Annotated in this window: 21 protein-coding genes and 1 riboswitch; of the genes, 11 read left to right on the top strand and 10 right to left on the bottom strand. The window is 59.6% G+C overall.

The window, feature by feature from the left end; all coding sequences use genetic code 11:
• Positions 1-2: 2 nt before the first annotated feature.
• Positions 3-992 (top strand): fimbrial protein, encoded by a 990-nt coding sequence (locus ACMWKK_RS06325; protein WP_112781323.1) that lies wholly within the window; start codon positions 3-5, stop codon positions 990-992.
• Positions 992-1,510, top strand: coding sequence for a fimbrial protein (locus ACMWKK_RS06320; RefSeq protein ID WP_404851925.1), 519 nt, complete (start codon positions 992-994; stop codon positions 1,508-1,510). The genes ACMWKK_RS06325 and ACMWKK_RS06320 overlap by 1 nt, the downstream gene beginning before the upstream one ends.
• On the opposite strand, the gene dinG is transcribed toward ACMWKK_RS06320, so the two are convergent.
• Together dinG and rhlE are read right to left on the bottom strand one after the other, a co-directional pair.
• Positions 1,497-3,674 (bottom strand): ATP-dependent DNA helicase DinG, encoded by a 2,178-nt coding sequence (gene dinG / locus ACMWKK_RS06315; protein WP_112781322.1) that lies wholly within the window; start codon positions 3,672-3,674, stop codon positions 1,497-1,499. The two genes, ACMWKK_RS06320 and dinG, sit on opposite strands and share 14 nt — an antisense overlap.
• A gap of 97 nt (positions 3,675-3,771) precedes the next feature.
• Entirely contained in the window at positions 3,772-5,154 is a 1,383-nt protein-coding gene (gene rhlE / locus ACMWKK_RS06310; RefSeq protein WP_112781321.1) for an ATP-dependent RNA helicase RhlE, read from the bottom strand.
• Between the two features lie 205 nt (positions 5,155-5,359).
• Here rhlE and cecR point away from each other — a divergent pair, with 205 nt between their 5' ends.
• The 5 genes from cecR to ACMWKK_RS06285 are packed head-to-tail and all read left to right on the top strand — an operon-like array spanning position 5,360 to position 11,048.
• Positions 5,360-6,037, top strand: coding sequence for a transcriptional regulator CecR (cecR, locus tag ACMWKK_RS06305; RefSeq protein WP_112781320.1), 678 nt, complete (start codon positions 5,360-5,362; stop codon positions 6,035-6,037).
• Complete coding sequence (gene hlyD, locus ACMWKK_RS06300; protein ID WP_112781319.1) at positions 6,034-7,029, top strand: secretion protein HlyD; 996 nt, start codon at positions 6,034-6,036, stop codon at positions 7,027-7,029. The genes cecR and hlyD overlap by 4 nt, the downstream gene beginning before the upstream one ends.
• Positions 7,022-8,761, top strand: a complete 1,740-nt coding sequence (locus tag ACMWKK_RS06295) for an ATP-binding cassette domain-containing protein (protein ID WP_112781318.1) — start codon at positions 7,022-7,024, stop codon at positions 8,759-8,761. Before hlyD ends, ACMWKK_RS06295 begins: the two co-directional genes overlap by 8 nt.
• Complete coding sequence (locus ACMWKK_RS06290; protein ID WP_112781317.1) at positions 8,751-9,884, top strand: ABC transporter permease; 1,134 nt, start codon at positions 8,751-8,753, stop codon at positions 9,882-9,884. The genes ACMWKK_RS06295 and ACMWKK_RS06290 overlap by 11 nt, the downstream gene beginning before the upstream one ends.
• 57 nt (positions 9,885-9,941) lie before the next feature.
• The gene (locus ACMWKK_RS06285) at positions 9,942-11,048 is read left to right on the top strand and encodes an ABC transporter permease (protein ID WP_112781316.1); all 1,107 of its coding nucleotides are present in this window, start codon (positions 9,942-9,944) and stop codon (positions 11,046-11,048) included.
• Here ACMWKK_RS06285 and ACMWKK_RS06280 read toward each other — a convergent pair.
• The gene (locus ACMWKK_RS06280; protein WP_023334980.1) at positions 11,010-11,420 is read right to left on the bottom strand and encodes a YbhQ family protein; all 411 of its coding nucleotides are present in this window, start codon (positions 11,418-11,420) and stop codon (positions 11,010-11,012) included. The genes ACMWKK_RS06285 and ACMWKK_RS06280 overlap by 39 nt on opposite strands.
• 133 nt (positions 11,421-11,553) lie before the next feature.
• Here ACMWKK_RS06280 and ACMWKK_RS06275 point away from each other — a divergent pair, with 133 nt between their 5' ends.
• Genes ACMWKK_RS06275 through ACMWKK_RS06265 form a run of 3 tightly spaced genes read left to right on the top strand, consistent with a single transcriptional unit; the run spans position 11,554 to position 14,512 of the window.
• The gene (locus ACMWKK_RS06275) at positions 11,554-12,315 is read left to right on the top strand and encodes an endonuclease/exonuclease/phosphatase family protein (RefSeq protein WP_045331612.1); all 762 of its coding nucleotides are present in this window, start codon (positions 11,554-11,556) and stop codon (positions 12,313-12,315) included.
• Positions 12,312-13,550, top strand: a complete 1,239-nt coding sequence (gene clsB, locus ACMWKK_RS06270) for a cardiolipin synthase ClsB (protein WP_112781315.1) — start codon at positions 12,312-12,314, stop codon at positions 13,548-13,550. The genes ACMWKK_RS06275 and clsB overlap by 4 nt, the downstream gene beginning before the upstream one ends.
• A complete protein-coding gene (locus ACMWKK_RS06265) occupies positions 13,550-14,512 on the top strand; it encodes a lysylphosphatidylglycerol synthase transmembrane domain-containing protein (protein ID WP_112781314.1) in 963 nt (320 codons plus the stop codon). Before clsB ends, ACMWKK_RS06265 begins: the two co-directional genes overlap by 1 nt.
• An 89-nt stretch (positions 14,513-14,601) precedes the next feature.
• Here ACMWKK_RS06265 and ACMWKK_RS06260 read toward each other — a convergent pair whose 3' ends face one another.
• The 6 genes from ACMWKK_RS06260 to moaA all read right to left on the bottom strand — a co-directional run bounded on the left by ACMWKK_RS06260 (position 14,602) and on the right by moaA (position 18,081).
• On the bottom strand, positions 14,602-15,309 hold the full coding sequence (locus tag ACMWKK_RS06260; RefSeq protein WP_045331241.1) for a Bax inhibitor-1 family protein: 708 nt from the start codon (positions 15,307-15,309) through the stop codon (positions 14,602-14,604).
• Positions 15,310-15,373: 64 nt separating this feature from the next.
• On the bottom strand, positions 15,374-15,826 hold the full coding sequence (gene moaE, locus ACMWKK_RS06255; protein WP_045331243.1) for a molybdopterin synthase catalytic subunit MoaE: 453 nt from the start codon (positions 15,824-15,826) through the stop codon (positions 15,374-15,376).
• Between the two features lies 1 nt (position 15,827).
• Positions 15,828-16,073, bottom strand: a complete 246-nt coding sequence (gene moaD, locus ACMWKK_RS06250) for a molybdopterin synthase sulfur carrier subunit (protein WP_045331247.1) — start codon at positions 16,071-16,073, stop codon at positions 15,828-15,830.
• A complete protein-coding gene (moaC, locus tag ACMWKK_RS06245) occupies positions 16,066-16,551 on the bottom strand; it encodes a cyclic pyranopterin monophosphate synthase MoaC (protein ID WP_008501142.1) in 486 nt (161 codons plus the stop codon). Before moaC ends, moaD begins: the two co-directional genes overlap by 8 nt.
• 3 nt (positions 16,552-16,554) lie before the next feature.
• A complete protein-coding gene (gene moaB, locus ACMWKK_RS06240) occupies positions 16,555-17,067 on the bottom strand; it encodes a molybdenum cofactor biosynthesis protein B (protein ID WP_112781313.1) in 513 nt (170 codons plus the stop codon).
• Positions 17,068-17,091: 24 nt separating this feature from the next.
• Complete coding sequence (moaA, locus tag ACMWKK_RS06235; RefSeq protein WP_112781312.1) at positions 17,092-18,081, bottom strand: GTP 3',8-cyclase MoaA; 990 nt, start codon at positions 18,079-18,081, stop codon at positions 17,092-17,094.
• Positions 18,069-18,203: riboswitch (molybdenum cofactor riboswitch) on the bottom strand. Its footprint overlaps the gene before it by 13 nt.
• A 225-nt stretch (positions 18,204-18,428) precedes the next feature.
• Between moaA and yvcK the strand changes: the two genes are divergently transcribed.
• Complete coding sequence (gene yvcK, locus ACMWKK_RS06230) at positions 18,429-19,337, top strand: uridine diphosphate-N-acetylglucosamine-binding protein YvcK (protein WP_112781311.1); 909 nt, start codon at positions 18,429-18,431, stop codon at positions 19,335-19,337.
• Positions 19,338-19,426: 89 nt separating this feature from the next.
• On the opposite strand, the gene uvrB is transcribed toward yvcK, so the two are convergent.
• A complete protein-coding gene (gene uvrB, locus ACMWKK_RS06225; RefSeq protein ID WP_045331257.1) occupies positions 19,427-21,442 on the bottom strand; it encodes an excinuclease ABC subunit UvrB in 2,016 nt (671 codons plus the stop codon).
• Positions 21,443-21,662: the final 220 nt, after the last annotated feature.

Here is a 21,662-nt window from a genome sequence, read left to right as displayed (position 1 = left end):
ATATGCAGCTTGTAAAACAATGCTTTTTCCTACTCGTCCTGGCGACCGCATCGCTATTTGTGCCGCATGCGAAGGCAACATGCACGACGTCTGATTTGCCAAAAACCATCGACGTAGCCTCGATTTCCGTGCAAACCACGCTCCCCGTCGGCGCGACCATCCCCGGCACCGAGCAGACGGTGCACGTTTCGGGCCACTGCAATACGCCAGAGGACAAAGGACTGGAGATCGTCTCCTGCTACTACGGCTCCGGCACGGAAGTCCCCGGCCTTTCAGGCGTGTATGATTCCGGCGTGAAGGGGATTGGCGTGGCGCTGATGAACGATAAAGGCCAGCGCATCACCGGCGCGGGTGGGGTTACCTGCGACTCCCGCAGCACGCCGATTGGCTATGTCTCTGACGACCGTAACCTGACCTTCGATTTTAACGTTACGCTGGAGCTGGTAAAAACGGACGCCGAGGTGCAGTCCGGCACGCTGCAGCAAAGCCAGACCGTGTTCGGTGTGGGCGTATATGGTCACGACGGCATCGGATCTCCTAACCATATTAGCTATGCCGGCAACGTAAACCTCCAAAACGTGACCTGCTCCGTGCTGCCAAGAACCCTGACCGTCAACATTGGCGATTTTCCGGTCAGCGATTTCACCGCGGTCGGCACGCTTTCAATGCCCGATAAGAAGTTCAACATCACGGTGAACTGTAACGCCAACGTTCAGCCTGAATTTAAGGTGACCAGCAGTAACGGCTACGTGCCCGGCTACGAAGGGGTGATTAAGCTTACGCCGGAGGACGGCGTGGCAACGGGGGTCGGCGTTCGCATGATGATCGACAACGAGCTGGCCACGTTCGATACCTACACCCCAACCGAAAGCATGGCCTACGCCAACCAGACGCTGGATATCCCGGTGAAGCTGAACTACCTGCAGGTGGCCGACGAAGTCACTCCTGGCCCGGCAAACGCCGTCGCCACCATTACGCTGGCCTATAAGTGATGATGATGAAAAAACGAATCCTGATGCTGGCCGCGCTGGCCGCTACCCTCACTACCCAGGCCCGGGCTGACGATATTCAGCTGCAAATGACGGGAAACATTTACGCCAATACCTGCATCGTGGACAGCGCCAGCAGGAATTTAACCGTAGATTTAGGCCAGGCGGCCTCCAGCGATTTTCGCGACGTGGGGGATACCGGCGCCTGGAAAACCTTCAGCCTGAAGGTGACGCACTGTCCGAAATCCCTCGCCGTGGCAAATGCCGCCTTTTACGGCCAGCCCGACGGCGCGCACCCGACCAAATTCGCCAATACGGGCAGCGCGAAGGGTCTGGCGCTGGAGCTGGCGGACAGCCAGGACCATATCCTCATTGCGCCGCAGGCCAGCTTTAACGCGGTAATCGACCAAAACGACCATACGGCCACCTTCCCGCTGGCCGCCCGCTATTACGCCACCTCAATGCCGGTGACTGCGGGCACCTTCAGCAGCGTCGTTCAGGTGATAATTACTTACCAGTAGGACCGCGCCCCTTAGCACGGATGCTTTTCCTGCGCCCGGCGGCCAGTTTTGCCGGGCGTTTTTTTACCTCCGGCACCTCCGGCTGTTCAATCGGGAAGACCGGCAGCGCGTTCAGAAGCCGCTGGCCGTAATTTTTGGTCAGCAGGCGTTTATCGTAAATCACCACCTCGCCCCAGCAGCCGTGGCTTCGAATCAAACGCCCCACCTGCTGAATGAGATTAAACGACGCCGCGGGCAAACTCTGCACCTCAAACGGATAGCGGTTGAGGCTTTTCAGCCACTCCCCTTCGGTGATCACCACCGGGCTGTCGATGGGCGGGAAGGCAATCTTATGGATATGCACCTGCGTCAGGTAATCGCCCTTCAAATCCAGACCTTCCGCAAACGACTGCAGCCCCACCAGCACGCTGCGCTCGCCGCTATCGATGCGCTTACGGTGCGTTTCCACCAGCCGGTAGCGCGGCTGATCCCCCTGCACCAGCAGGAGTAAACGCAGATCGGTGACGTGCTCCAGGAAGCGCTGCATCGCCCGCCCGCTGGCAAACAGCACCAGCATGCCGGGGTATTTTTTGCTCTCGACCTGCTCGCGGAAGTAGGCCGCCATCTCCGCAATGTGCTGCTCTTCGTTGTCGATAAGCGGCTCGTATTTCATGCGTGGAATGACCAGCTTCCCCTGCTCGCAGTGGTTGAACGGCGAGTCCAGCGCCACAAAGCGGTCGCCCGCCTTCTCTTTAAGCCCGCTCATCTCCTGCAAGCGGGAGAAGCTGTTCAGTGAACGCAGCGTGGCGGAGGTCACCACCACGTGCGGCACGCTGCGCCAGATGAGCTTTTCCAGCTGATCGGCCACGCGGATGCCCACGCAGTGGAAAAAGAGATGGACCTGCCCGTCCCGCACCTCGCGGGTGGCCCACTTGGTGACCGGCGCACCGGACGCCTGCGCCATCGAGGCCAGCCGCCAGAGCTTGCTCTGCGCCTCAAACATGCCGAGCGCGCGGTTCATCTGCAGCAGAATGCGGTGCAGGCGCACCACGTCATGCGAGCCGGTTTTCTCGCCGAGATCGTTTAAAAACATCTCCGCCAGCCCGCGCAGCTTTTCGAGGTGCTTCGCCAGCTGCTGGCAGATCGCCATCACCTCTTCCGGCAGTTCGCCCATCGCAAAGCGGTGCTCCGCTTCCTGGGCTGCCGGAAGATACAGATTCAGGATGTTGTTAAGCGAGGAGATAAGGCCGTAAACCTCTTCGCAGTGGTCGCTCAGCCGCTCGGGCACCGCCAGCGGTGGGGTGGTTTTCGGGCGGAACTGCTCCATACAGGTGGCGACAAGCTTGCAGAAGAGATCGAGCTGCAGGCGGAACCAGGGCGCGGTAATCTCGGCGCTCATCTCCAGCGCGTCGCGCGCCACGTCCGGCAGATGGTGGCCTTCATCAAGCACCAGCAGCAGGTTTTTCGGCTCCGGCAGCACCGCTTCGCTCTCGAGCGCGGCCATCACCAGCGCGTGGTTAGCGACCACCACTTCCGCCTCCTGAATCTCACGCCGGGCGACGAAGAACGGGCACTCGCGGTAGTAGTGGCAGTTGCGGTTCAGACAGCTGGCTTTATCGGTGCTGAGCCTGCGCCACAGGTCGTCGTTAATCGCCAGACTGGTGTGATCCCGCAGGCCGTCCCACTTATAGCCGTCGAGCTCGGCTTTGAGTTTTGCACACTGCTCCTGCTCGGCCTTATTGTTTGGCGTCAGCTCGTCGTCCAGAAACGCGAGCAGATCCTGCTGGCTGGGTTCGCTGCTGGCAAGCGCCGCCAGGTTGCGCGGGCAGACGTAGCGCCCGCGCCCGAAGGCAGCCGTAAAGCGCAGATCGGGGATGATTTTACGCAGCAGCGGTAAATCTTTGCTGAAGATCTGATCCTGCAGCGCCACGTTGGCGGTGCTGACCACCAGCGTTTTGTCCTCTTCCCGCGCAATGGCGATGCCGGGAATAAGATATGACAAGGTTTTCCCGACGCCGGTCGGGGCTTCAATCGCCAGATGTCGCCCGTCGTCCCCGGCGAGCGTTTTTGCCACGTCGGCAATCATCTGCCGCTGGGGCGCTCGGGGGATAAAGTCGGGGATCTGCTGCTGTAGCGCCTTATACCATGCGCCAATTTGCGCCTTGAGCGCAGCGGTTAAAGCCATCGGAAAACCTGAAATACTGTATAAACAGCCACTATTGTGGCACTTTCTGTTCGCTGCCGCAAAAAGAAAAGCCCGGCTTTACGACCGGGCTTCCAGATTACTGCGGGTTAGCAGGCTTGCGCGGACGGCGTCGGCGCTGCCCTTCTCCTGCCGGCTTGCCTTCGCCGCTGCGCCACGGATTATCACCGGACGGTTTGCCGTCGTTGCTGCGACGCGGCGGTTTGCCCGCTGGCTTCGGCGCGCCGCCTTCGGCACGACGCGGCTGCTGACCGCGACCGCCGCCGCCCTGGCCGCGACCGCCACCCTGACGACCGTTCTGAATCGGCTCCGCCTTGATGGACGGATCCACTTCATAGCCCGGGGTTTCGATGCGCGGGATCTCTTTCTTCAGCAGGCGCTCGATATCGCGCAGCAGCTTGTGCTCGTCCACGCAGACCAGAGAGAGCGCCTCACCGGTGGCCGCCGCGCGGCCGGTACGGCCGATACGGTGAACGTAATCTTCCGGCACGTTTGGCAGCTCGTAGTTCACCACGTGCGGCAGCTCTTCAATGTCGAGGCCACGGGCAGCGATGTCGGTCGCCACCAGCACGCGGATGTCGCCGGACTTGAAGTCCGCCAGCGCGCGGGTTCGCGCGCCCTGGCTCTTGTTACCGTGAATGGCGGCGCTGCGGATGCCGTCTTTATTCAGCTGTTCCGCCAGGTGGTTGGCGCCGTGCTTGGTGCGGGTAAAGACCAGCACCTGCTGCCAGTTACCCTGACCGATCATCTGGGAGAGCAGTTCCCGCTTGCGCTTTTTATCAACAAAGTGAACGTGCTGCGTCACCTGCTCGGAGGCGGTGTTGCGACGCGCCACTTCCACTTCCAGCGGGTTATGCAGCAGCTTTTCCGCCAGCGCCTTGATCTCGTCGGAGAAGGTCGCGGAGAAGAGCAGGTTCTGACGACGCGGCGGCAGCTTGGCCAGCACGCGGCGAATATCGTGGATAAAGCCCATGTCGAGCATGCGGTCGGCTTCGTCCAGCACCAGAATTTCAATGCTATCGAGCTTCACCGCGTTCTGGTGTTCCAGATCCAGCAGACGACCCGGCGTTGCCACCAGCACGTCGACGCCGCCGCGCAGCTTCATCATCTGCGGGTTGATGCTGACGCCGCCGAACACCACCAGCGAGCGAATGTTGAGATAGCGGCTATAGTCACGCACGTTCTCACCAATCTGCGCCGCCAGCTCGCGGGTTGGGGTCAGGATCAGGGCACGGACCGGACGACGGCCTTTGGCGTGCGGCTGGTTTTTTACCAGCAGCTCTAACAGGGGCAGCGTAAAGCCCGCGGTTTTGCCGGTGCCGGTCTGGGCGCTGGCCATAAGGTCACGACCCTGAAGAACGGCAGGGATCGCCTGCTGCTGGATTGGGGTTGGCTCAACGTAGCCCTGCTCTGCGATCGCGCGCAGAATTTCCGGGTTCAGGCCAAGGGAATCAAAAGACATAAAAACTCCGAACCGCCCCGACCATCACAGGTGTAGTTTTCAGGGAGATATAACAATTAGGAGGACAAAAACCACAATGTCGCGAAGGAGCGGAGTGTAGCAGCTTTTGTGACGTGGCGCATAAAATATCCCTGCGTACTCCCTCGACGTTAGCCTGAATCAGGCATAATCTTAATCAATCGATTGATTAATTTTTAATGCCGCCATGAATACGACACCCACAACAAGCAAAGGTGAACAGGCCAAAAATCAGCTTATCGCCGCCGCGCTGGCGCAGTTTGGCGAGTACGGGCTGCATGCGACCACGCGCGATATTGCCGCGCTGGCCGGGCAGAACATTGCGGCGATTACCTACTATTTTGGCTCAAAAGAGGATTTGTATCTCGCCTGCGCCGACTGGATCGCCGATTTTATCGGCACGCAGTTTCACCCGCACGTTGAGGAAGCCACCGCGCTGCTCGGCGAGCCGTCGCCCGATCGCGAGGCCATCCGCCAGCTGATCCTCAAGGCCTGCCACAACATGATCCGGCTCCTGACTCACGACGATACGCTCAACCTGAGCAAGTTTATCTCCCGGGAGCAGCTCTCCCCCACTGCCGCCTACCAGCGGGTGCACGATCGGGTGATTGCCCCGATGCATACCCACCTGACCCGGCTGATCGCCGCCTATACCGGGCGGGATGCCAACGATACCGAGACCATTTTGCATACCCACGCCCTGCTGGGTGAGATACTTGCCTTCCGTCTGGGCAGGGAAACCATCCTGTTACGCACCGGCTGGACACAATTTGATGAGGATAAAGCCGCGCAGATTGGCCAGGTCATCGCCTGTCATCTCGATCTGATCCTGCAAGGCTTAACGCAAAGGAGCCTGAAGTCATGAAAAAACCTGTCGCCATCATTCTGGTGGTTGTTGTTTTGCTTGCCGCGGGCGTCGGTGGATGGCTGTGGTATCAGAGCCACCAGGATAAAGGCCTGACGCTGTACGGTAACGTGGATATTCGCACGGTGAACATGAGCTTCCGCGTCGGCGGACGTCTCGCCTCGCTGAGCGTTGACGAAGGCGATGCCATTAAAACCGGGCAGACGCTGGGGATGCTGGATAAAGCGCCCTACGAGAACGCCCTGATGCAGGCCAAAGCGGGCGTGTCCGTTGCCCAGGCGCAATATGACCTGATGCTGGCAGGCTATCGCGATGAAGAAATTGCCCAGGCCGCCGCCGCCGTTAAGCAGGCGCAGGCGGCCTACGACTACGCGCAGAACTTCTACGCGCGCCAGCAGGGGCTGTGGAAAAGCCGCACCATCTCCGCCAACGATCTGGAAAATGCGCGCTCGTCCCGCGACCAGGCGCAGGCGACGCTGAAGTCCGCGCAGGATAAATTAAGCCAGTACCACACCGGTAACCGCCCGCAGGACATTGCCCAGGCGAAAGCCAGCCTTGAACAGGCGCAGGCGCAGCTGGCCCAGGCGGAGCTGGATCTGCACGACACCACCCTCATCGCGCCGTCTGACGGCACGCTGATGACCCGCGCCGTGGAGCCGGGCAGCATGCTCAGCGCGGGCAGCACCGTCTTAACGCTCTCCCTGACCCGCCCGGTCTGGGTGCGCGCCTACGTTGACGAGCCGAATCTCGGCCAGATGCAGCCGGGCCGCGAGCTGCTGCTCTATACCGACGGTCGCCCGGACAAGCCGTATCACGGCAAGGTGGGCTTCATCTCCCCTACCGCCGAATTCACGCCGAAAACCGTGGAAACGCCGGACCTGCGTACCGACCTCGTGTATCGCCTGCGCATCATCGTGACCGATGCGGATGACGCCCTGCGCCAGGGCATGCCCGTCACCGTAAAAGTGAACAACGGGGAACGACATGAATGACGCGGTTATTCAGCTCAGCAATCTGGTTAAACGCTTTAAGGGGATGGACAAACCGGCGGTCGCGCCGCTGAACTGCACCATCCAGAAAGGCTATGTCACCGGGCTGGTCGGCCCGGACGGGGCGGGAAAAACCACGCTGATGCGAATGCTCGCCGGTCTGCTGAAGCCGGATGAAGGCTCGGCCAGCGTGCTGGGCCTTGACCCTATCAAAGACGACGGCGCGCTCCACGCCATGCTCGGGTACATGCCGCAGAAGTTTGGCCTGTATGAAGACCTGACGGTGATGGAAAACCTGAATCTGTACGCCGACCTGCGCAGCGTCACCGGCGAAACCCGGGAGAAAACCTTCGCCCGGCTGCTGGAGTTCACCTCACTCGGCCCGTTCACCGACCGGCTGGCGGGCAAGCTCTCCGGCGGGATGAAGCAGAAGCTGGGGCTGGCCTGCACGCTGGTGGGCGAGCCGAAGGTGCTGCTGCTGGACGAGCCCGGCGTCGGCGTGGACCCGATTTCGCGCCGCGAGCTGTGGCAAATGGTGCACGAGCTGGCGGGCGACGGGATGCTGATCCTCTGGAGCACCTCCTACCTCGACGAAGCCGAACAGTGCCGGGACGTGCTGCTGATGAACGAGGGTGAACTGCTTTATCAGGGCGAGCCGACGACGCTGACGCAGAGCATGGCCGGACGCAGCTTCCTGCTCCACAGCCCGCAGGAGTCCAACCGCAGGCTGCTGCAGCGGGTGCTCAGGCTGCCGCAGGTCAGCGACGGGATGATCCAGGGCCGCTCGGTGCGGGCGATCCTCAAAAAAGAGGCCACCGTCGACGATATTCGCCGCGCGCCAGGCATGCCTGAGATCGAAGTGGAAGAGACGGCGCCGCGCTTTGAGGACGCGTTTATCGACCTGCTGGGCGGCGCGGGCACGTCGGAGTCCCCTCTCGGCGCCATTCTGCACACGGTGGACGGCACGCCGGGGGAAACGGTTATTGAAGCGAAATCCCTCACCAAAAAATTCGGTGACTTCGCCGCCACCGATAACGTCAACTTCGCGGTAAAACGCGGCGAGATTTTTGGCCTGCTCGGGCCGAACGGTGCGGGAAAATCGACCACCTTTAAGATGATGTGCGGCCTGCTGGTGCCGACGTCCGGCAAGGCGCTGGTGCTGGATATGGACCTTAAGGTCAGCTCCGGCAAGGCGCGCCAGCATCTGGGCTATATGGCGCAGAAATTCTCGCTGTATGGCAACCTGACCGTCGAGCAGAATCTGCGCTTTTTCTCCGGGGTATACGGCCTGCGCGGGCGCGCCCAGAGCGAGAAAATCCGCCGCATGAGCGACGCCTTCGGGTTAACCAACATTGCCTCCCACGCCACCGACGAGCTGCCGCTCGGCTTTAAGCAGCGCCTCGCGCTGGCCTGCTCCCTGATGCACGAGCCGGATATTCTGTTTCTGGACGAGCCGACCTCCGGCGTTGATCCCCTTACCCGCCGCGAGTTCTGGCTGCATATCAACAGCATGGTGGAAAAAGGGGTGACCGTGATGGTGACCACCCACTTCATGGACGAGGCGGAGTACTGCGACCGCATCGGGCTGGTCTATCGCGGCAAGCTGATTGCCCACGGCACGCCGGACGACCTGAAAAACCAGGCCGCCGACGATGAGGTCCCGGACCCGACCATGGAGCAGGCGTTTATCACCCTCATCCACGACTGGGATAAGGAGAATGCCCATGCGCAGTAACGCCATTTCCTGGCGCCGGGTGCGGGCGCTATGCATTAAAGAGACGCGGCAGATCGTGCGTGACCCCAGCAGCTGGCTGATTGCGGTGGTGATCCCCCTGCTGCTGCTGTTTATCTTCGGCTACGGCATTAACCTGGACTCCAGCAGGCTGCGGGTCGGGATTTTGCTGGAGCAGCAGAGCGAAGAGGCGCTGAGCTTCACCCACGCCATGACCGGCTCGCCCTACATTGACGCCACCATCAGCGACAGCCGGCAGGAACTGATCCAGAAGATGCAGGCCGGGAAAATTCGCGGCCTGATCGTTATTCCGGTGGATTTTGCCGCCAACATGGCGCGGGCGAATACCGATGCGCCGATCCTGGTCATCACCGACGGCAGCGAGCCGAACACCGCGAACTTCGTGCAGGGCTACGCGGAGGGGATCTGGCAGCTCTGGCAGATGCAGCGCGCGGAAGATCGGGGGGAAGAATTTAAGCCGCTGATTGACGTGCAGACGCGCTACTGGTTTAACCCCGCCGCCATTAGCCAGCACTTTATTATTCCGGGCGCGGTGACGATTATCATGACGGTGATCGGCGCGATCCTGACCTCGCTGGTGATCGCCCGCGAGTGGGAGCGCGGCACCATGGAGGCGCTGCTTTCAACCGAAGTGACGCGCGTCGAGCTGCTGCTGTGCAAGCTGATACCCTACTACTTCCTCGGCATGCTGGCGATGCTGCTCTGCATGCTGGTGTCCGTCTTTATCCTCGGCGTGCCTTACCGCGGCTCGCTGGTGGTGCTGTTCTTTATTACCAGCCTGTTTTTACTCAGCACGCTGGGGATGGGGCTGCTCATCTCCACCATCACCCGCAACCAGTTTAACGCCGCCCAGGTGGCGCTCAACGCCGCCTTTTTACCGTCGATTATGCTGTCCGGCTTTATCTTCCAGATAGACAGTATGCCTGCCGTCATCCGCGCCGTGACCTATATCATTCCGGCGCGCTACTTCGTGAGCACGCTGCAAAGCCTGTTCCTGGCGGGGAATATTCCGGTGGTGCTAATTATCAACACGCTGTTTTTAATGGCGTCAGCGGTGATGTTTATCGGGTTAACGTGGTTGAAAACGAAAAGAAGATTAGATTAGCCATCGGATTTTGTCGATCGGGTAAGCGCAAGCGCCACCCGACAGGAGGACGACGCAATGTTTCACCGACTATGGACGTTAATACGCAAAGAGCTGCAGTCCCTGCTGCGCGAGCCGCAAACCCGCGCCATTCTGGTGTTGCCGGTGCTGATCCAGGTTTTGCTGTTCCCGTTTGCCGCGACGCTTGAGGTGACCAACGCCACCATTGCCATTTACAACGAAGACAACGGCAGGCATTCCGTCGAGCTGACGCAGCGTTTTGCCCGGGCAAAAGCCTTTACCCACATCCTGCTGCTGAAAAGCCCGCAGGACATTCAGCCGACCATCGACACGCAAAAAGCGCTGCTGCTGGTGCGCTTTCCGGCGGATTTTTCCCGCAATCTGGATACCTTCCAGACCGCGCCGATGCAGTTGATCCTCGACGGGCGCAACTCCAACAGCGCCCAGATTGCGGCCAACTATCTGCAGCAGGTGGTGAAGGATTACCAGCAGGAGCTGATGGAGGGTAAACCGAAGCCCAACAACAGCGAGCTGGTGGTGCGCAACTGGTACAACCCGAATCTGGACTACAAGTGGTTCGTGGTGCCGTCGCTGATCGCCATGATCACCACCATCGGGGTGATGATCGTCACCTCCCTCTCCGTGGCCCGCGAGCGCGAACAGGGCACGCTGGACCAGCTGCTGGTCTCCCCGCTCGCCACCTGGCAAATTTTCGTCGGCAAAGCGGTGCCGGCGCTGATCGTTGCGACCTTCCAGGCCACCATCGTGCTGGGGGTGGGAATTTGGGCCTACCAGATCCCGTTCGCCGGATCGCTGGCGCTGTTTTACTTCACGATGGTGATTTACGGGCTGTCGCTGGTGGGGTTTGGGCTGTTAATTTCGGCGCTGTGCTCGACGCAGCAGCAGGCGTTTATCGGGGTATTCGTCTTTATGATGCCCGCGATTTTGCTCTCCGGGTACGTTTCCCCCGTCGAGAACATGCCGGTGTGGCTCCAGGATCTGACGTGGATAAACCCGATTCGCCACTTTACGGACATTACCAAGCAGATCTATCTGAAGGATGCGAGTCTGGATATTGTCTGGGGAAGTTTGTGGCCGCTACTGGTCATCGCGGCCACGACGGGCTCAGTGGCGTACGCGATGTTTAGACGCAACATCGCGTAGCTTTTTCTCTTTGGTCAGCAACGAGACCACCGCAGGCCCTGCGAGGATCGCCAGACCCGCCAGGGCCAGCAGCAGGTTGTTTTGCAGCACGCGTGACAGCAGCCACAGCACGATCATCGCCGCACCAAAGTACCAGGTGGTGGTGAGCTCCTCGAGCACGTCACCCACCTCGCGCCAGCGCGCTTCATGGTGGCGCTGTAAGAACAGCATCGACAGCACGGTGACGCCATAGAGGACGCATAGCCCCAGGCCGACACGCACCAGCGTGCCGCTCATCCAGCCCATCACCAGTACGGCCACGACCAGTAAATGCAACATTATCTGCCAGCAACTTAACCCCGTTGCGACACGAACACGTTGTTGCCACTTCATGGCTTCTCTCCTGAAGGATTTTTCTCTGCTTAATCAGACTACCGCACTTTACGGAAAATTCCGTAACGCCGCATCTTTTTGTGACGCCGACTACACTTTATTTTCATTGGGATAGTCACTCAGGAAGGAGCTTATGACTCAAAAAATGCAGCATTTCTCGCTTAAGGTGCTGACGATAAACATTCATAAAGGCTTCACAGCATTTAACCGCCGCTTCATTTTACCGGAGCTGCGCGACGCGGTACGCACCGTCAGCGCCGATATTGTCTGCCTGCAGGAGGTGATGGGCGCGCACGAAGTCCATCCGCTCCACTTTGAGAACTGGCCCGACACGCCGCACTATGAATTTTTGGCCGACACCATGTGGAGCGATTACGCCTACGGCCGCAACGCGGTCTATCCGGAAGGCCATCACGGCAACGCGGTGCTGTCCCGTTACCCCATTGAACATTACGAAAATCGCGACGTTTCCGTCGGGGAGAGCGAAAAGCGCGGCCTGCTTTACTGCCGCATTACCCCGCCCGATCTTGAGCGACCTGTCCATGTTGGCTGTGTTCATCTTGGCCTGCGCGAGGCCCATCGCCAGGCGCAGCTGAAAATGCTGGCAGACTGGACCAACGCGCTTCCCGAAGGTGAACCGGTGGTGGTGGCGGGCGATTTCAACGACTGGCGGCAGCGGGCAAACCATCCGCTGAAGGTGCAGGCCGGGCTGGAGGAGGTTTTTACTCGCGCCAACGGCAGGCCTGCGCGCACCTTTCCGGTCCGTTTCCCGCTGCTCCGGCTTGACCGCATCTACGTGAAAAATGCCCACGCCAGCAGCCCGACCGCCCTGGCGCTCCTCAACTGGCGACATCTTTCCGACCATGCCCCGCTCAGCGCGGAGATCCACCTATGAAATGTTCCTGGCAGGAAGGCAACCGGATCTCGCTGCTGGTCAACGGCGACGAGTATTACCCGGCCGTCTTTAAGGCGATTGATAACGCTAAGCAGAGAGTGATCCTCGAAACCTTTATCTGGTTCGAGGACGACGTGGGCAAACAGCTGCACGGCGTGCTGCTGCGCGCCGCCCGACGCGGCATCAAAATTGAAGTGCTGCTGGATGGCTACGGCTCCCCGGACCTCAGCGATGGGTTCGTCAATGAACTGACCGCTGCGGGCGTGGTGTTCCGCTACTACGATCCCGGTCCGCGCCTGTTCGGCATGCGTACCAACCTTTTCCGCCGGATGCACCGCAAAATTGTGGTGGTGGATGAGACGGTGGCGTTCGTCGGCGGCATTAACTACTCCGCCGAGCACATGTCCGACTACGGCCCGGAAGCGAAGCAGGATTACGCCATTCGCATTGAGGGCCCGGTAGTGCAGGACATCGTATTATTCGAACTGGAGAACCTGCCGGGGAAAGAGGCCGTTCGCCGCTGGTGGAAACGCCGCCATCGCCCGGAGGAGAACCGCAAGCCTGGCGAAGCGCAGGCCCTTTTCGTCTGGCGCGACAACGGCGAGCACCGGGACGATATTGAACGCCATTACCTGAAAATGCTCGCCAATGCGAAGCGCGAGGTGATTATTGCTAACGCCTACTTCTTCCCGGGCTATCGCCTGCTGCACGCCATGCGCAACGCGGCCCGGCGCGGGGTACGGGTGAAGCTGATTGTGCAGGGCGAGCCGGATATGCCGATCGTCAAAGTCGGCGCGCGGCTGCTGTATAACTATCTCGTGAAGGGTGGCGTACAGATCTACGAATATCGCCGCCGACCGCTGCACGGCAAAGTGGCGCTGATGGACGATCACTGGGCCACCGTCGGCTCCAGCAATCTGGATCCGCTGAGCCTGTCGCTCAATCTTGAAGCCAACCTGATCATTCACGATCGCCAGTTTAACCAGACCCTGCGGGATAACCTGCAGGCGCTGATCGTTAACGACTGCGTGCGCGTGGACGAGTCTATGGTGCCGAAACGCACCTGGTGGAATCTGGGCATCAGCGTGGTGGTGTTCCACTTCCTGCGTCATTTCCCGGCGATGGTCGGCTGGCTGCCGGCGCATACGCCGAAGCTGGCGCAGGTAGACCCTCCGGTACAGCCCGAAATGGAAACCCAGGACCGCGTTGAGGCGGAAGACGGAGGCAAACCCTGATGTCAAAATCGCATCCACGCTGGCGGCTGGCGAAAAAGATCCTGACCTGGCTGTTTTTTATTGCGGTCGCGGTTCTGCTGGTGGTTTACGCGCAGAAAGTTGACTGGGAAGAGGTGTGGAAAGTTATCCGCAACTACAACCGGATGGTGCTGCTGGGCGCTGCCGGGCTGGTTATCGTCAGCTACCTGATGTACGGCTGCTATGACCTGCTGGGGCGGGCTTACTGCGGCCACAAGCTGGCCAAGCGCCAGGTGATGCTGGTGTCGTTTATCTGCTACGCCTTTAACCTGACGCTGAGCACCTGGGTCGGCGGCATTGGCATGCGCTATCGCCTTTACTCGCGGCTTGGCCTGCCGGGCGGCACCATCACGCGTATTTTCTCGTTAAGCATCACCACCAACTGGCTGGGCTATATTCTGCTCGGCGGGGTAATCTTCACCATCGGCGTGGTGCAGCTGCCCGCGCACTGGTATATCGATGAGGCCACGCTGCGCATTCTGGGCATCGTGCTGCTGCTGATTATCGCCTTTTATCTGTGGGCCTGCGCTTTCGCTAAGCGCCGTCATATGAGCATCAAAGGGCAAAAGCTGGTGCTGCCCTCGTGGAAGTTCGCCGTGCTGCAGATGGCGGTATCCAGCGCCAACTGGATGGCGATGGGGGCCATCATCTGGCTGCTGATTGGCGAGGACGTGAATTACTTCTTCGTGCTGGGCGTGCTGCTGGTGAGCAGCATTGCGGGCGTCATTGTGCATATTCCGGCGGGGATCGGGGTGCTGGAGGCGGTATTTATTGCCCTGCTGGCCGGGGAGCATGTCTCTCAGGGAACGATTATCGCGGCCCTGCTGGCGTACCGTATGCTCTATTACTTCCTGCCGCTGGCGCTGGCAACGGTCTGTTATCTGGCGCTGGAGAGTCGGGCGAAGAAGCTGAGAGCGAAGAACGAAAAGGTAATGGCGAAATAAATAAGTCGGGTGGCGGCTTCGCCTTACCCGGCCTACGGTTCGGTTTTCGTAGGCCGGGTAAGGCGAAGCCGCCACCCGGCAAAACAACCCTAGCGACGGTTGCCGAAAATCCGCAGCAGCATCAGGAACAGGTTGATGAAGTCCAGATAGAGCGTCAGCGCGCCCAGAATCGAGTATTTGCGCAGGTTTGCACTGTCGCGCACGTCGATCTGCTCGCCGATGTTTTTCAGCTTCTGCGTGTCATACGCCGTCAGCCCAACGAAGACCACCACCCCGATGTAGGTAATGGCCCACATCAGCGCGTCGCTCTTCAGCCACAGGTTCACCAGCGACGCCAGCACAATCCCAATCAGCCCCATAAACAGCATGCTGCCAAAGCCGCTCAGATCGCGCTTCGTGGTGTAGCCGTAGAGGCTCATCGCGCCGAACATTCCGCCGGTCACCACAAACGTGCTGGCGATGGAGGAGTAGGTGTAGACGATGAAAATACTGGAAAGCGTCAGCCCCGTTAGCGCCGAATAGAGCATAAACAGCGTGGTCGCCATCCCCGCGCTGAGCTTATGCACCAGACCGGAGAGCACGAACACCAGCCCCAGCTGGGCGATAATCAGCCCAAAGAAGGTGATTTTGCTGGAGAAGATAAACATCATCAGCTCGGGCGTGTTCGCCGCATACCACGCGATAAACGCGGTAAGCAGCAGGCCGACCGTCATCCAGCCGTACACCTGAGCCATATACGTCTGCAGGCCGCTACGGGTCTGCTGTACTATTGAATCGGAACGCGGAAATCGGTCCATGATTCACTCCTGATTAAGATTAAGTAGACACACACCTTAAGATTAACACATCCACGTCAACCGACTACCAACGGCTGGCGGCTTGTTTGTCGCTGTCGCGGGATTCTACCCAGCGATCGCCTTCCGGCGTCGCTTCGCGCTTCCAGAACGGGGCTTTGGTTTTGAGGTAATCCATAATGAACTCCCCTGCCGCAAACGCGCTGCCGCGGTGCGCGCTGGTCACGCCGACAAAGACAATCTCTTCGCCTGGCCACATCTCGCCGATACGGTGGATCACCGTAACGCGCCCGAGCGGCCAGCGGCCTCGCGCCGCCTCCACAATCTCCGCCAGCGATTTCTCGGTCATTCCCGGATAGTGCTCCAGCGTCAGCGCCTTCACGCTGTCACCGAGGTTGTGGTTGCGCACCTTGCCGGTGAAGGTGACGACCGCGCCGTCTTCATCGCGTTCCGCCAGCCAGCTGTATTCTGTCCCCACGTTAAAACGCGCGGGACTCACCAGAATTCGGGTTTCAGCCATCTCAGCCCCCCGTAACCGGCGGGAAGAAGGCCACTTCATCCCCTGCGGTCAGCGGATGGCTGAATTCCACCAGCGTCTGGTTAACGGCCGCCAGCAGCTTGCCTTCGTCGAGCGCCAGCGCCCAGCGGTCGCCCTGCGCCGCCAGATGCGCGCGCAGGGCGGCTACGTTTTCAAAAGAGGCATCCAGCGTCAGGCTGTCGGTATTCACCAGCTCGCGCACCTGGGCAAAAAAGAGCACCTTAATCATGGCTGTCCACCTTAAAATCACCGGATTTGCCGCCGCTTTTAGCCAGCAGGCGAACCGGGCCAATCACCATATCTTTCTGCACCGCTTTGCACATGTCGTAGATGGTCAGCGCGGCAACGGAGGCCGCCGTCAGCGCCTCCATCTCGACGCCGGTTTTGCCGGTCAAGCGGCAGAGTGACTCAATCCGCACGCGGTTGTGCTCCGGCTGCGCCTGCAGGTTCACTTCCACCTTGCTCAGCATCAGCGGATGGCACAGCGGGATTAAGTCCCAGGTCCGCTTGGCGGCCTGAATCCCCGCAATGCGCGCGGTGGCAAAGACGTCGCCCTTGTGGTGACTGCCGTCGATAATCATCGCCAGCGTTTCCGGCAGCATGGTAACGAACGCTTCCGCGCGCGCCTCGCGCACCGTCTCGGCTTTGGCAGAGACGTCCACCATATGCGCTTCGCCAGCGGCGTTAATGTGGGTCAGTTGTGACATAGCTTATTTCTTTAAATGAGGATGAAAATTACACGGCCGGGTACGGGCATCGAGCTGCGGGGCGATGATGTTTTCCCACGCGGTGCGGCAGGCTTTGGTCGAGCCCGGCATGGCGAAAATCAGGGTTTTGTTAGCCACGCCGGCAACGGCGCGCGACTGCAGCGTGGAGGTACCGATCTCTTCAAAGGAGAGCATGCGGAACACTTCGCCGAAGCCTTCCACCTCGCGGTCGAACAGCGGGATGAGCGCCTCGGGGGCCTGATCGCCCGCGGTAAAGCCGGTGCCGCCGGTGATCAGCACCACCTGCACGTCATCGCTGGCGATCCACTGCGAGACCTGCGCGCGAATGGCGTAGCGGTTCTCCTTCACGATGGATTTATCGACGATGTGGTGCCCCGCGTCATGGGCCGCCTCGCGCAGCCAGTGGCCGGAGGTATCATCCTCTTCGCCACGGCGGTCGGAAACGGTAAGGATAGCAATGCGCGTCGGGATAAATTCTGCGCTGACCTGACTCATCTTCTGATTCCTTCTTAAGCCTGATTACCCGCCGATGTAAGACAGGTTCTGAGTTATGCCGGTATTGCCCTGGTGCAGGAAGTGGGTCTGTTTTTTATGCGTCATGGCTTCAGAAATACGCGCTTCAAGCGCGGCCTGCTGCGCATCGTTTTCCAGCAGATCGCGAAGGTCTACGCCGCCGTCGCCGAACAGGCAAAGGTGGAGCTTGCCAACGGAGGAGACGCGCAGGCGGTTGCAGCTGGCGCAGAAGTCTTTCTCATAGGGCATGATAAGCCCAATCTCGCCTTCGTAATCAGGATGACAGAAGACCTGCGCCGGGCCGTCGCTGCGCTGGCGGATCTGGTGGATCCAGCCGCGCCTGAGCAGCGCGTCGCGCAGCACCATGCCGGAAATGTGATGACGCCGGAACAGCTCGCTGCCCTCGCCGGTTTCCATCAGCTCGATAAAGCGCAGCTGAATGGGACGGGATTTTATCCACGCCAGGAAGGTGTCCAGCTGGTGATGGTTTACATCACGCATCAGCACCGTGTTGACTTTGACTTTTTCGAAGCCCGCCGCAAATGCCGCATCGATCCCGTCCATGACCTGCTGGAACTTATCCTGGCCGGTAATGGCGTGGAACTGGCGGGCATCAAGGCTGTCCACGCTGACGTTGATGGCGGTTAAGCCCGCCTCGCGCCAGTTCGCCACGTCACGCGCCATGCGGTAACCGTTGGTGGTCACCGCAATCTGGCGGATGCGCTCGTTTTCACGCACGGCGGCAATGATGTCGGGGAAATCGCGGCGCAGAGAGGGTTCACCGCCGGTCAGACGCACTTTCTCGGTGCCGAGCTCAGAGAAGGCGCGCGTGACGCGGCGCACCTCATCCACGGAGAGAAAGCCGTTATTGGTGACGCCGCCCGGCTTGTAGCCGTCGGGCAGGCAGTAGGTGCAACGGAAGTTGCACACATCGGTAATCGACAGACGCAAGTAATAAAACTTACGCGCGAAAGCATCAGTAAGTTGTGAAGCCATGTACACCTTTCCAGATACGGGAGGCACAGTCATTTCTTTCTGTACCCTGGTGGCATATTCGCCACGGCCAGAGCGCCATATCTTTCGACACAGGCACAAAGGCTAGAGTGTATGTTTTCAATATTGAAAACGTGGTTAGGGCGATAGTAGCGCGGAAATTCTGACGACGCCATTATCACTTTACGCTATATAATCATCTATATAGCGGATTATTCCTGCATTTTCGCTACAGAATACCTAAAAATCGTATTTTCACATTGATATACGTCATTTTGATTCGGGTGAGGCATCGTCTTTTAGGGGTAGTTAGGTTACTGTTACGCGATCGAACGTGATAAGGAATACGTATGCGCAATCGCACTTTTGCGGATCTTGACCGAGTGGTCGCTCTTGGCGGAGGGCACGGCTTAGGCCGGGTGATGTCCTCTTTGTCGTCACTCGGCTCAAGGCTGACGGGGATAGTCACCACCACCGATAACGGCGGCTCCACCGGACGCATCCGTCGTGCCGAAGGCGGTATTGCCTGGGGAGATATGCGCAACTGTCTGAACCAGTTAATTACCGAGCCAAGCGTCGCGTCGGCGATGTTTGAGTACCGTTTTGGCGGCAATGGCGAACTTTCCGGGCATAACCTCGGAAACTTGATGTTAAAGGCGCTGGATCACCTGAGCGTAAGGCCTCTGGAAGCCATCAACCTGATCCGCAACCTGCTCAAAGTGGACGCCTTCCTGATCCCCATGTCTGAACAACCGGTTGACCTGATGGCAATCGACGCTGAAGGGCATGAAGTGTACGGCGAGGTGAATATTGACCAGCTCCTCCTGCCGCCAGCGGAGCTCATGACCTATCCAGCCGTGCCCGCCACGCGGGAAGCGGTGGAGGCCATTGGGGAAGCGGATCTTATCCTGATCGGCCCGGGCAGTTTCTATACCAGCCTGATGCCCATTCTGCTGGTGAAAGAGCTGGCGCAGGCGCTGCGCCGCACTCCGGCGCCGATGGTTTATATCGGCAATTTAGGCCGTGAGCTGAGCCCGGCGGCGGCGAGCCTGTCGCTGGCGGACAAGCTGAATCTCATGGAGCAGTACGTCGGTAAAAAAATTATCGACGGCGTGGTGGTCGGGCCGAAGGTGGATGTCTCCGGCATTGGCGACCGCCTGGTGGTCCAGGAGCCGCTGGAAGCGAGTGATATCAAATATCGCCACGACCGCCATCTGCTGCGCGAGGCGCTGGAGAAGGCGATTCAGGCGCTGGGCTGACAAAAAATCCCCGGTGGCGCTGCGCTTACCGGGGCTACAAGGGGAACTTAACCCGTAGGCCGGTAAGCGCAGCGCCACCGGGCAAGAAGCTACGATGCGGCAATAAAAAGATCCCGCAGCTGATGAAGCTGGTCGCGGATCTGCGCCGCCTCTTCGAACTCCAGGTTCTGCGCGTGCTGCATCATCTGCCCTTCCAGCTCGTGGATTTTCTGCTGCAGCGCCTTCGGCGTCAGCACGACGGTATCTTCTTCCACCACTGAACGCGCCTTGCCGCGACCTTTTGCTTTGGTTTTGGCAATGTTCTGACCCAGCGCAAGAATATCCACCACCTTCTTGTTCAGCCCTTGCGGCGTAATGCCGTGCTCTTCGTTGTAGCGCTGCTGTTTCTCGCGGCGGCGCTCCGTTTCACTAATCGCTTTCGCCATCGACGGGGTGATTTTGTCACCGTACAGAATCGCTTTGCCGTTGACGTTACGCGCCGCGCGGCCAATGGTCTGGATCAGGGAGCGTTCAGAACGCAGGAAGCCCTCTTTGTCCGCATCCAGAATCGCCACCAGCGAGACTTCCGGCATATCCAGGCCTTCTCGCAGCAGGTTGATCCCCACCAGCACGTCAAACTCGCCCAGACGCAGGTCGCGGATAATCTCCATACGCTCCACGGTATCGATATCGGAGTGCAGATAACGCACCTTCTCGCCGTGCTCTTCGAGATATTCGGTCAGGTCTTCCGCCATACGCTTGGTGAGCGTGGTCACCAGCACGCGCTCATTGATGGCGGAACGGGCGCGAATTTCCGAAAGCAGATCGTCCACCTGCGTGGCGACCGGACGCACTTCGATAATCGGGTCCAGCAGCCCGGTCGGACGCACGACCTGGTCAACCACCTCGTCGCCCGATTTCTCCAGCTCGTAGTTGCCCGGCGTGGCCGAGACGTAAATGGTTTGCGGCGCTAATGCCTCAAACTCTTCAAACTTCATCGGACGGTTATCCAGCGCCGACGGCAGGCGGAATCCGTACTCCACCAGCGTCTCTTTGCGCGCCCGATCGCCCCGGTACATCCCGCCGATCTGCGGGATCGTAACGTGGGATTCGTCGATCACCAGCAAACCGTCAGCCGGAAGGTAATCAAACAGCGTCGGCGGCGGCTCGCCCGGCCCGCGCCCGGAGAGGAAGCGCGAGTAGTTTTCGATGCCGGAGCAGTAGCCCAGCTCGTTCATCATCTCAAGGTCGAACTGCGTGCGCTGGCTGAGGCGCTGCTCTTCCAGCAGCTTATTGTTCGCCAGCAGCACCTTGCGGCGCTCGGCCAGCTCTATTTTGATCTCTTCCATCGCCTGCACGATACGCTCGCGCGGCGTCACGTAGTGCGTTTTTGGGTAGATGGTGAAGCGCTGGACCACCGACTCAACGTGCCCTGTCAGCGGGTCGAAAAGCGACAGCCGCTCGACCTCCTCGTCAAACAGCTCGACGCGCAGCGCCATATCGTCCGATTCCGCCGGGAAGATGTCGATCACCTCACCGCGCACGCGGAAGGTGCCGCGCTGGAAGGCCTGGTCGTTGCGGGTGTACTGCAGCTCGGCCAGACGACGCAAAATCGCACGCTGGTCGATGATCATCCCCTGCGTCAGGTGCAGCATCATCTTGAGATAGAGATCCGGATCGCCCAGACCGTAGATCGCCGAAACCGACGCGACCACAACCACATCACGACGCTCCAGAAGCGCCTTGGTGGCCGACAGCCGCATCTGCTCGATGTGTTCGTTCACCGAGGCATCTTTTTCGATAAAGGTGTCAGAGCTCGGTACGTACGCTTCAGGCTGGTAGTAATCGTAGTAGGAGACGAAATACTCCACGGCGTTTTCCGGGAAGAACTCTTTCATCTCACCGTAAAGCTGCGCGGCCAGGGTTTTATTGGGCGCCAGCACCATCGTTGGGCGCTGGAGATCGGCAATCACGTTGGCGATGGTGAACGTTTTACCCGAGCCGGTTACCCCCAGCAGCGTCTGGTGCGCCAGCCCGTCTTCCAGCCCCTCTTCAAGACGACGGATCGCCTCAGGCTGATCGCCAGATGGACGGAAAGCAGAATTCAATTTGAACGGTTTACTCATGGGCGACAACCTGATGACGTTATAAGCGGCAGGTGAGTAATTTTACTCGTTGTTGCCAGGAATGCCAGTAAAAAACACTGGATGAAAAACCAGTAGCATGTCAGGATATTTAGCGTAGCGCCTGAATCATTAGCGCGATAGCGACCAAAATTTGGGCTGTGACAACATAAAACACCCGTCAGGTCAGGTTATCCCCAGAACTTTTTCTTTTTTAACATTT

The sequence above is a fragment of the Enterobacter sp. 01-M-03-SI-ECC genome (assembly GCF_047530215.1).
Classification (GTDB): domain Bacteria; phylum Pseudomonadota; class Gammaproteobacteria; order Enterobacterales; family Enterobacteriaceae; genus Enterobacter; species Enterobacter chengduensis.
This window is presented reverse-complemented; position numbering and strand designations above follow the sequence as displayed.

What these genes read in the sequence shown, in the direction of transcription:
- ACMWKK_RS06325 (WP_112781323.1), top strand. Translation starts at nt 3, where the DNA reads ATGCAGCTTGTAAAACAATGCTTTTTCCTACTCGTCCTGGCGACCGCA.
- ACMWKK_RS06320 (WP_404851925.1), top strand. Translation starts at nt 992, where the DNA reads ATGATGATGAAAAAACGAATCCTGATGCTGGCCGCGCTGGCCGCTACC.
- dinG (WP_112781322.1), bottom strand. Translation starts at nt 3,674, where the DNA reads ATGGCTTTAACCGCTGCGCTCAAGGCGCAAATTGGCGCATGGTATAAG.
- rhlE (WP_112781321.1), bottom strand. Translation starts at nt 5,154, where the DNA reads ATGTCTTTTGATTCCCTTGGCCTGAACCCGGAAATTCTGCGCGCGATC.
- cecR (WP_112781320.1), top strand. Translation starts at nt 5,360, where the DNA reads ATGAATACGACACCCACAACAAGCAAAGGTGAACAGGCCAAAAATCAG.
- hlyD (WP_112781319.1), top strand. Translation starts at nt 6,034, where the DNA reads ATGAAAAAACCTGTCGCCATCATTCTGGTGGTTGTTGTTTTGCTTGCC.
- ACMWKK_RS06295 (WP_112781318.1), top strand. Translation starts at nt 7,022, where the DNA reads ATGAATGACGCGGTTATTCAGCTCAGCAATCTGGTTAAACGCTTTAAG.
- ACMWKK_RS06290 (WP_112781317.1), top strand. Translation starts at nt 8,751, where the DNA reads ATGCGCAGTAACGCCATTTCCTGGCGCCGGGTGCGGGCGCTATGCATT.
- ACMWKK_RS06285 (WP_112781316.1), top strand. Translation starts at nt 9,942, where the DNA reads ATGTTTCACCGACTATGGACGTTAATACGCAAAGAGCTGCAGTCCCTG.
- ACMWKK_RS06280 (WP_023334980.1), bottom strand. Translation starts at nt 11,420, where the DNA reads ATGAAGTGGCAACAACGTGTTCGTGTCGCAACGGGGTTAAGTTGCTGG.
- ACMWKK_RS06275 (WP_045331612.1), top strand. Translation starts at nt 11,554, where the DNA reads ATGACTCAAAAAATGCAGCATTTCTCGCTTAAGGTGCTGACGATAAAC.
- clsB (WP_112781315.1), top strand. Translation starts at nt 12,312, where the DNA reads ATGAAATGTTCCTGGCAGGAAGGCAACCGGATCTCGCTGCTGGTCAAC.
- ACMWKK_RS06265 (WP_112781314.1), top strand. Translation starts at nt 13,550, where the DNA reads ATGTCAAAATCGCATCCACGCTGGCGGCTGGCGAAAAAGATCCTGACC.
- ACMWKK_RS06260 (WP_045331241.1), bottom strand. Translation starts at nt 15,309, where the DNA reads ATGGACCGATTTCCGCGTTCCGATTCAATAGTACAGCAGACCCGTAGC.
- moaE (WP_045331243.1), bottom strand. Translation starts at nt 15,826, where the DNA reads ATGGCTGAAACCCGAATTCTGGTGAGTCCCGCGCGTTTTAACGTGGGG.
- moaD (WP_045331247.1), bottom strand. Translation starts at nt 16,073, where the DNA reads ATGATTAAGGTGCTCTTTTTTGCCCAGGTGCGCGAGCTGGTGAATACC.
- moaC (WP_008501142.1), bottom strand. Translation starts at nt 16,551, where the DNA reads ATGTCACAACTGACCCACATTAACGCCGCTGGCGAAGCGCATATGGTG.
- moaB (WP_112781313.1), bottom strand. Translation starts at nt 17,067, where the DNA reads ATGAGTCAGGTCAGCGCAGAATTTATCCCGACGCGCATTGCTATCCTT.
- moaA (WP_112781312.1), bottom strand. Translation starts at nt 18,081, where the DNA reads ATGGCTTCACAACTTACTGATGCTTTCGCGCGTAAGTTTTATTACTTG.
- yvcK (WP_112781311.1), top strand. Translation starts at nt 18,429, where the DNA reads ATGCGCAATCGCACTTTTGCGGATCTTGACCGAGTGGTCGCTCTTGGC.
- uvrB (WP_045331257.1), bottom strand. Translation starts at nt 21,442, where the DNA reads ATGAGTAAACCGTTCAAATTGAATTCTGCTTTCCGTCCATCTGGCGAT.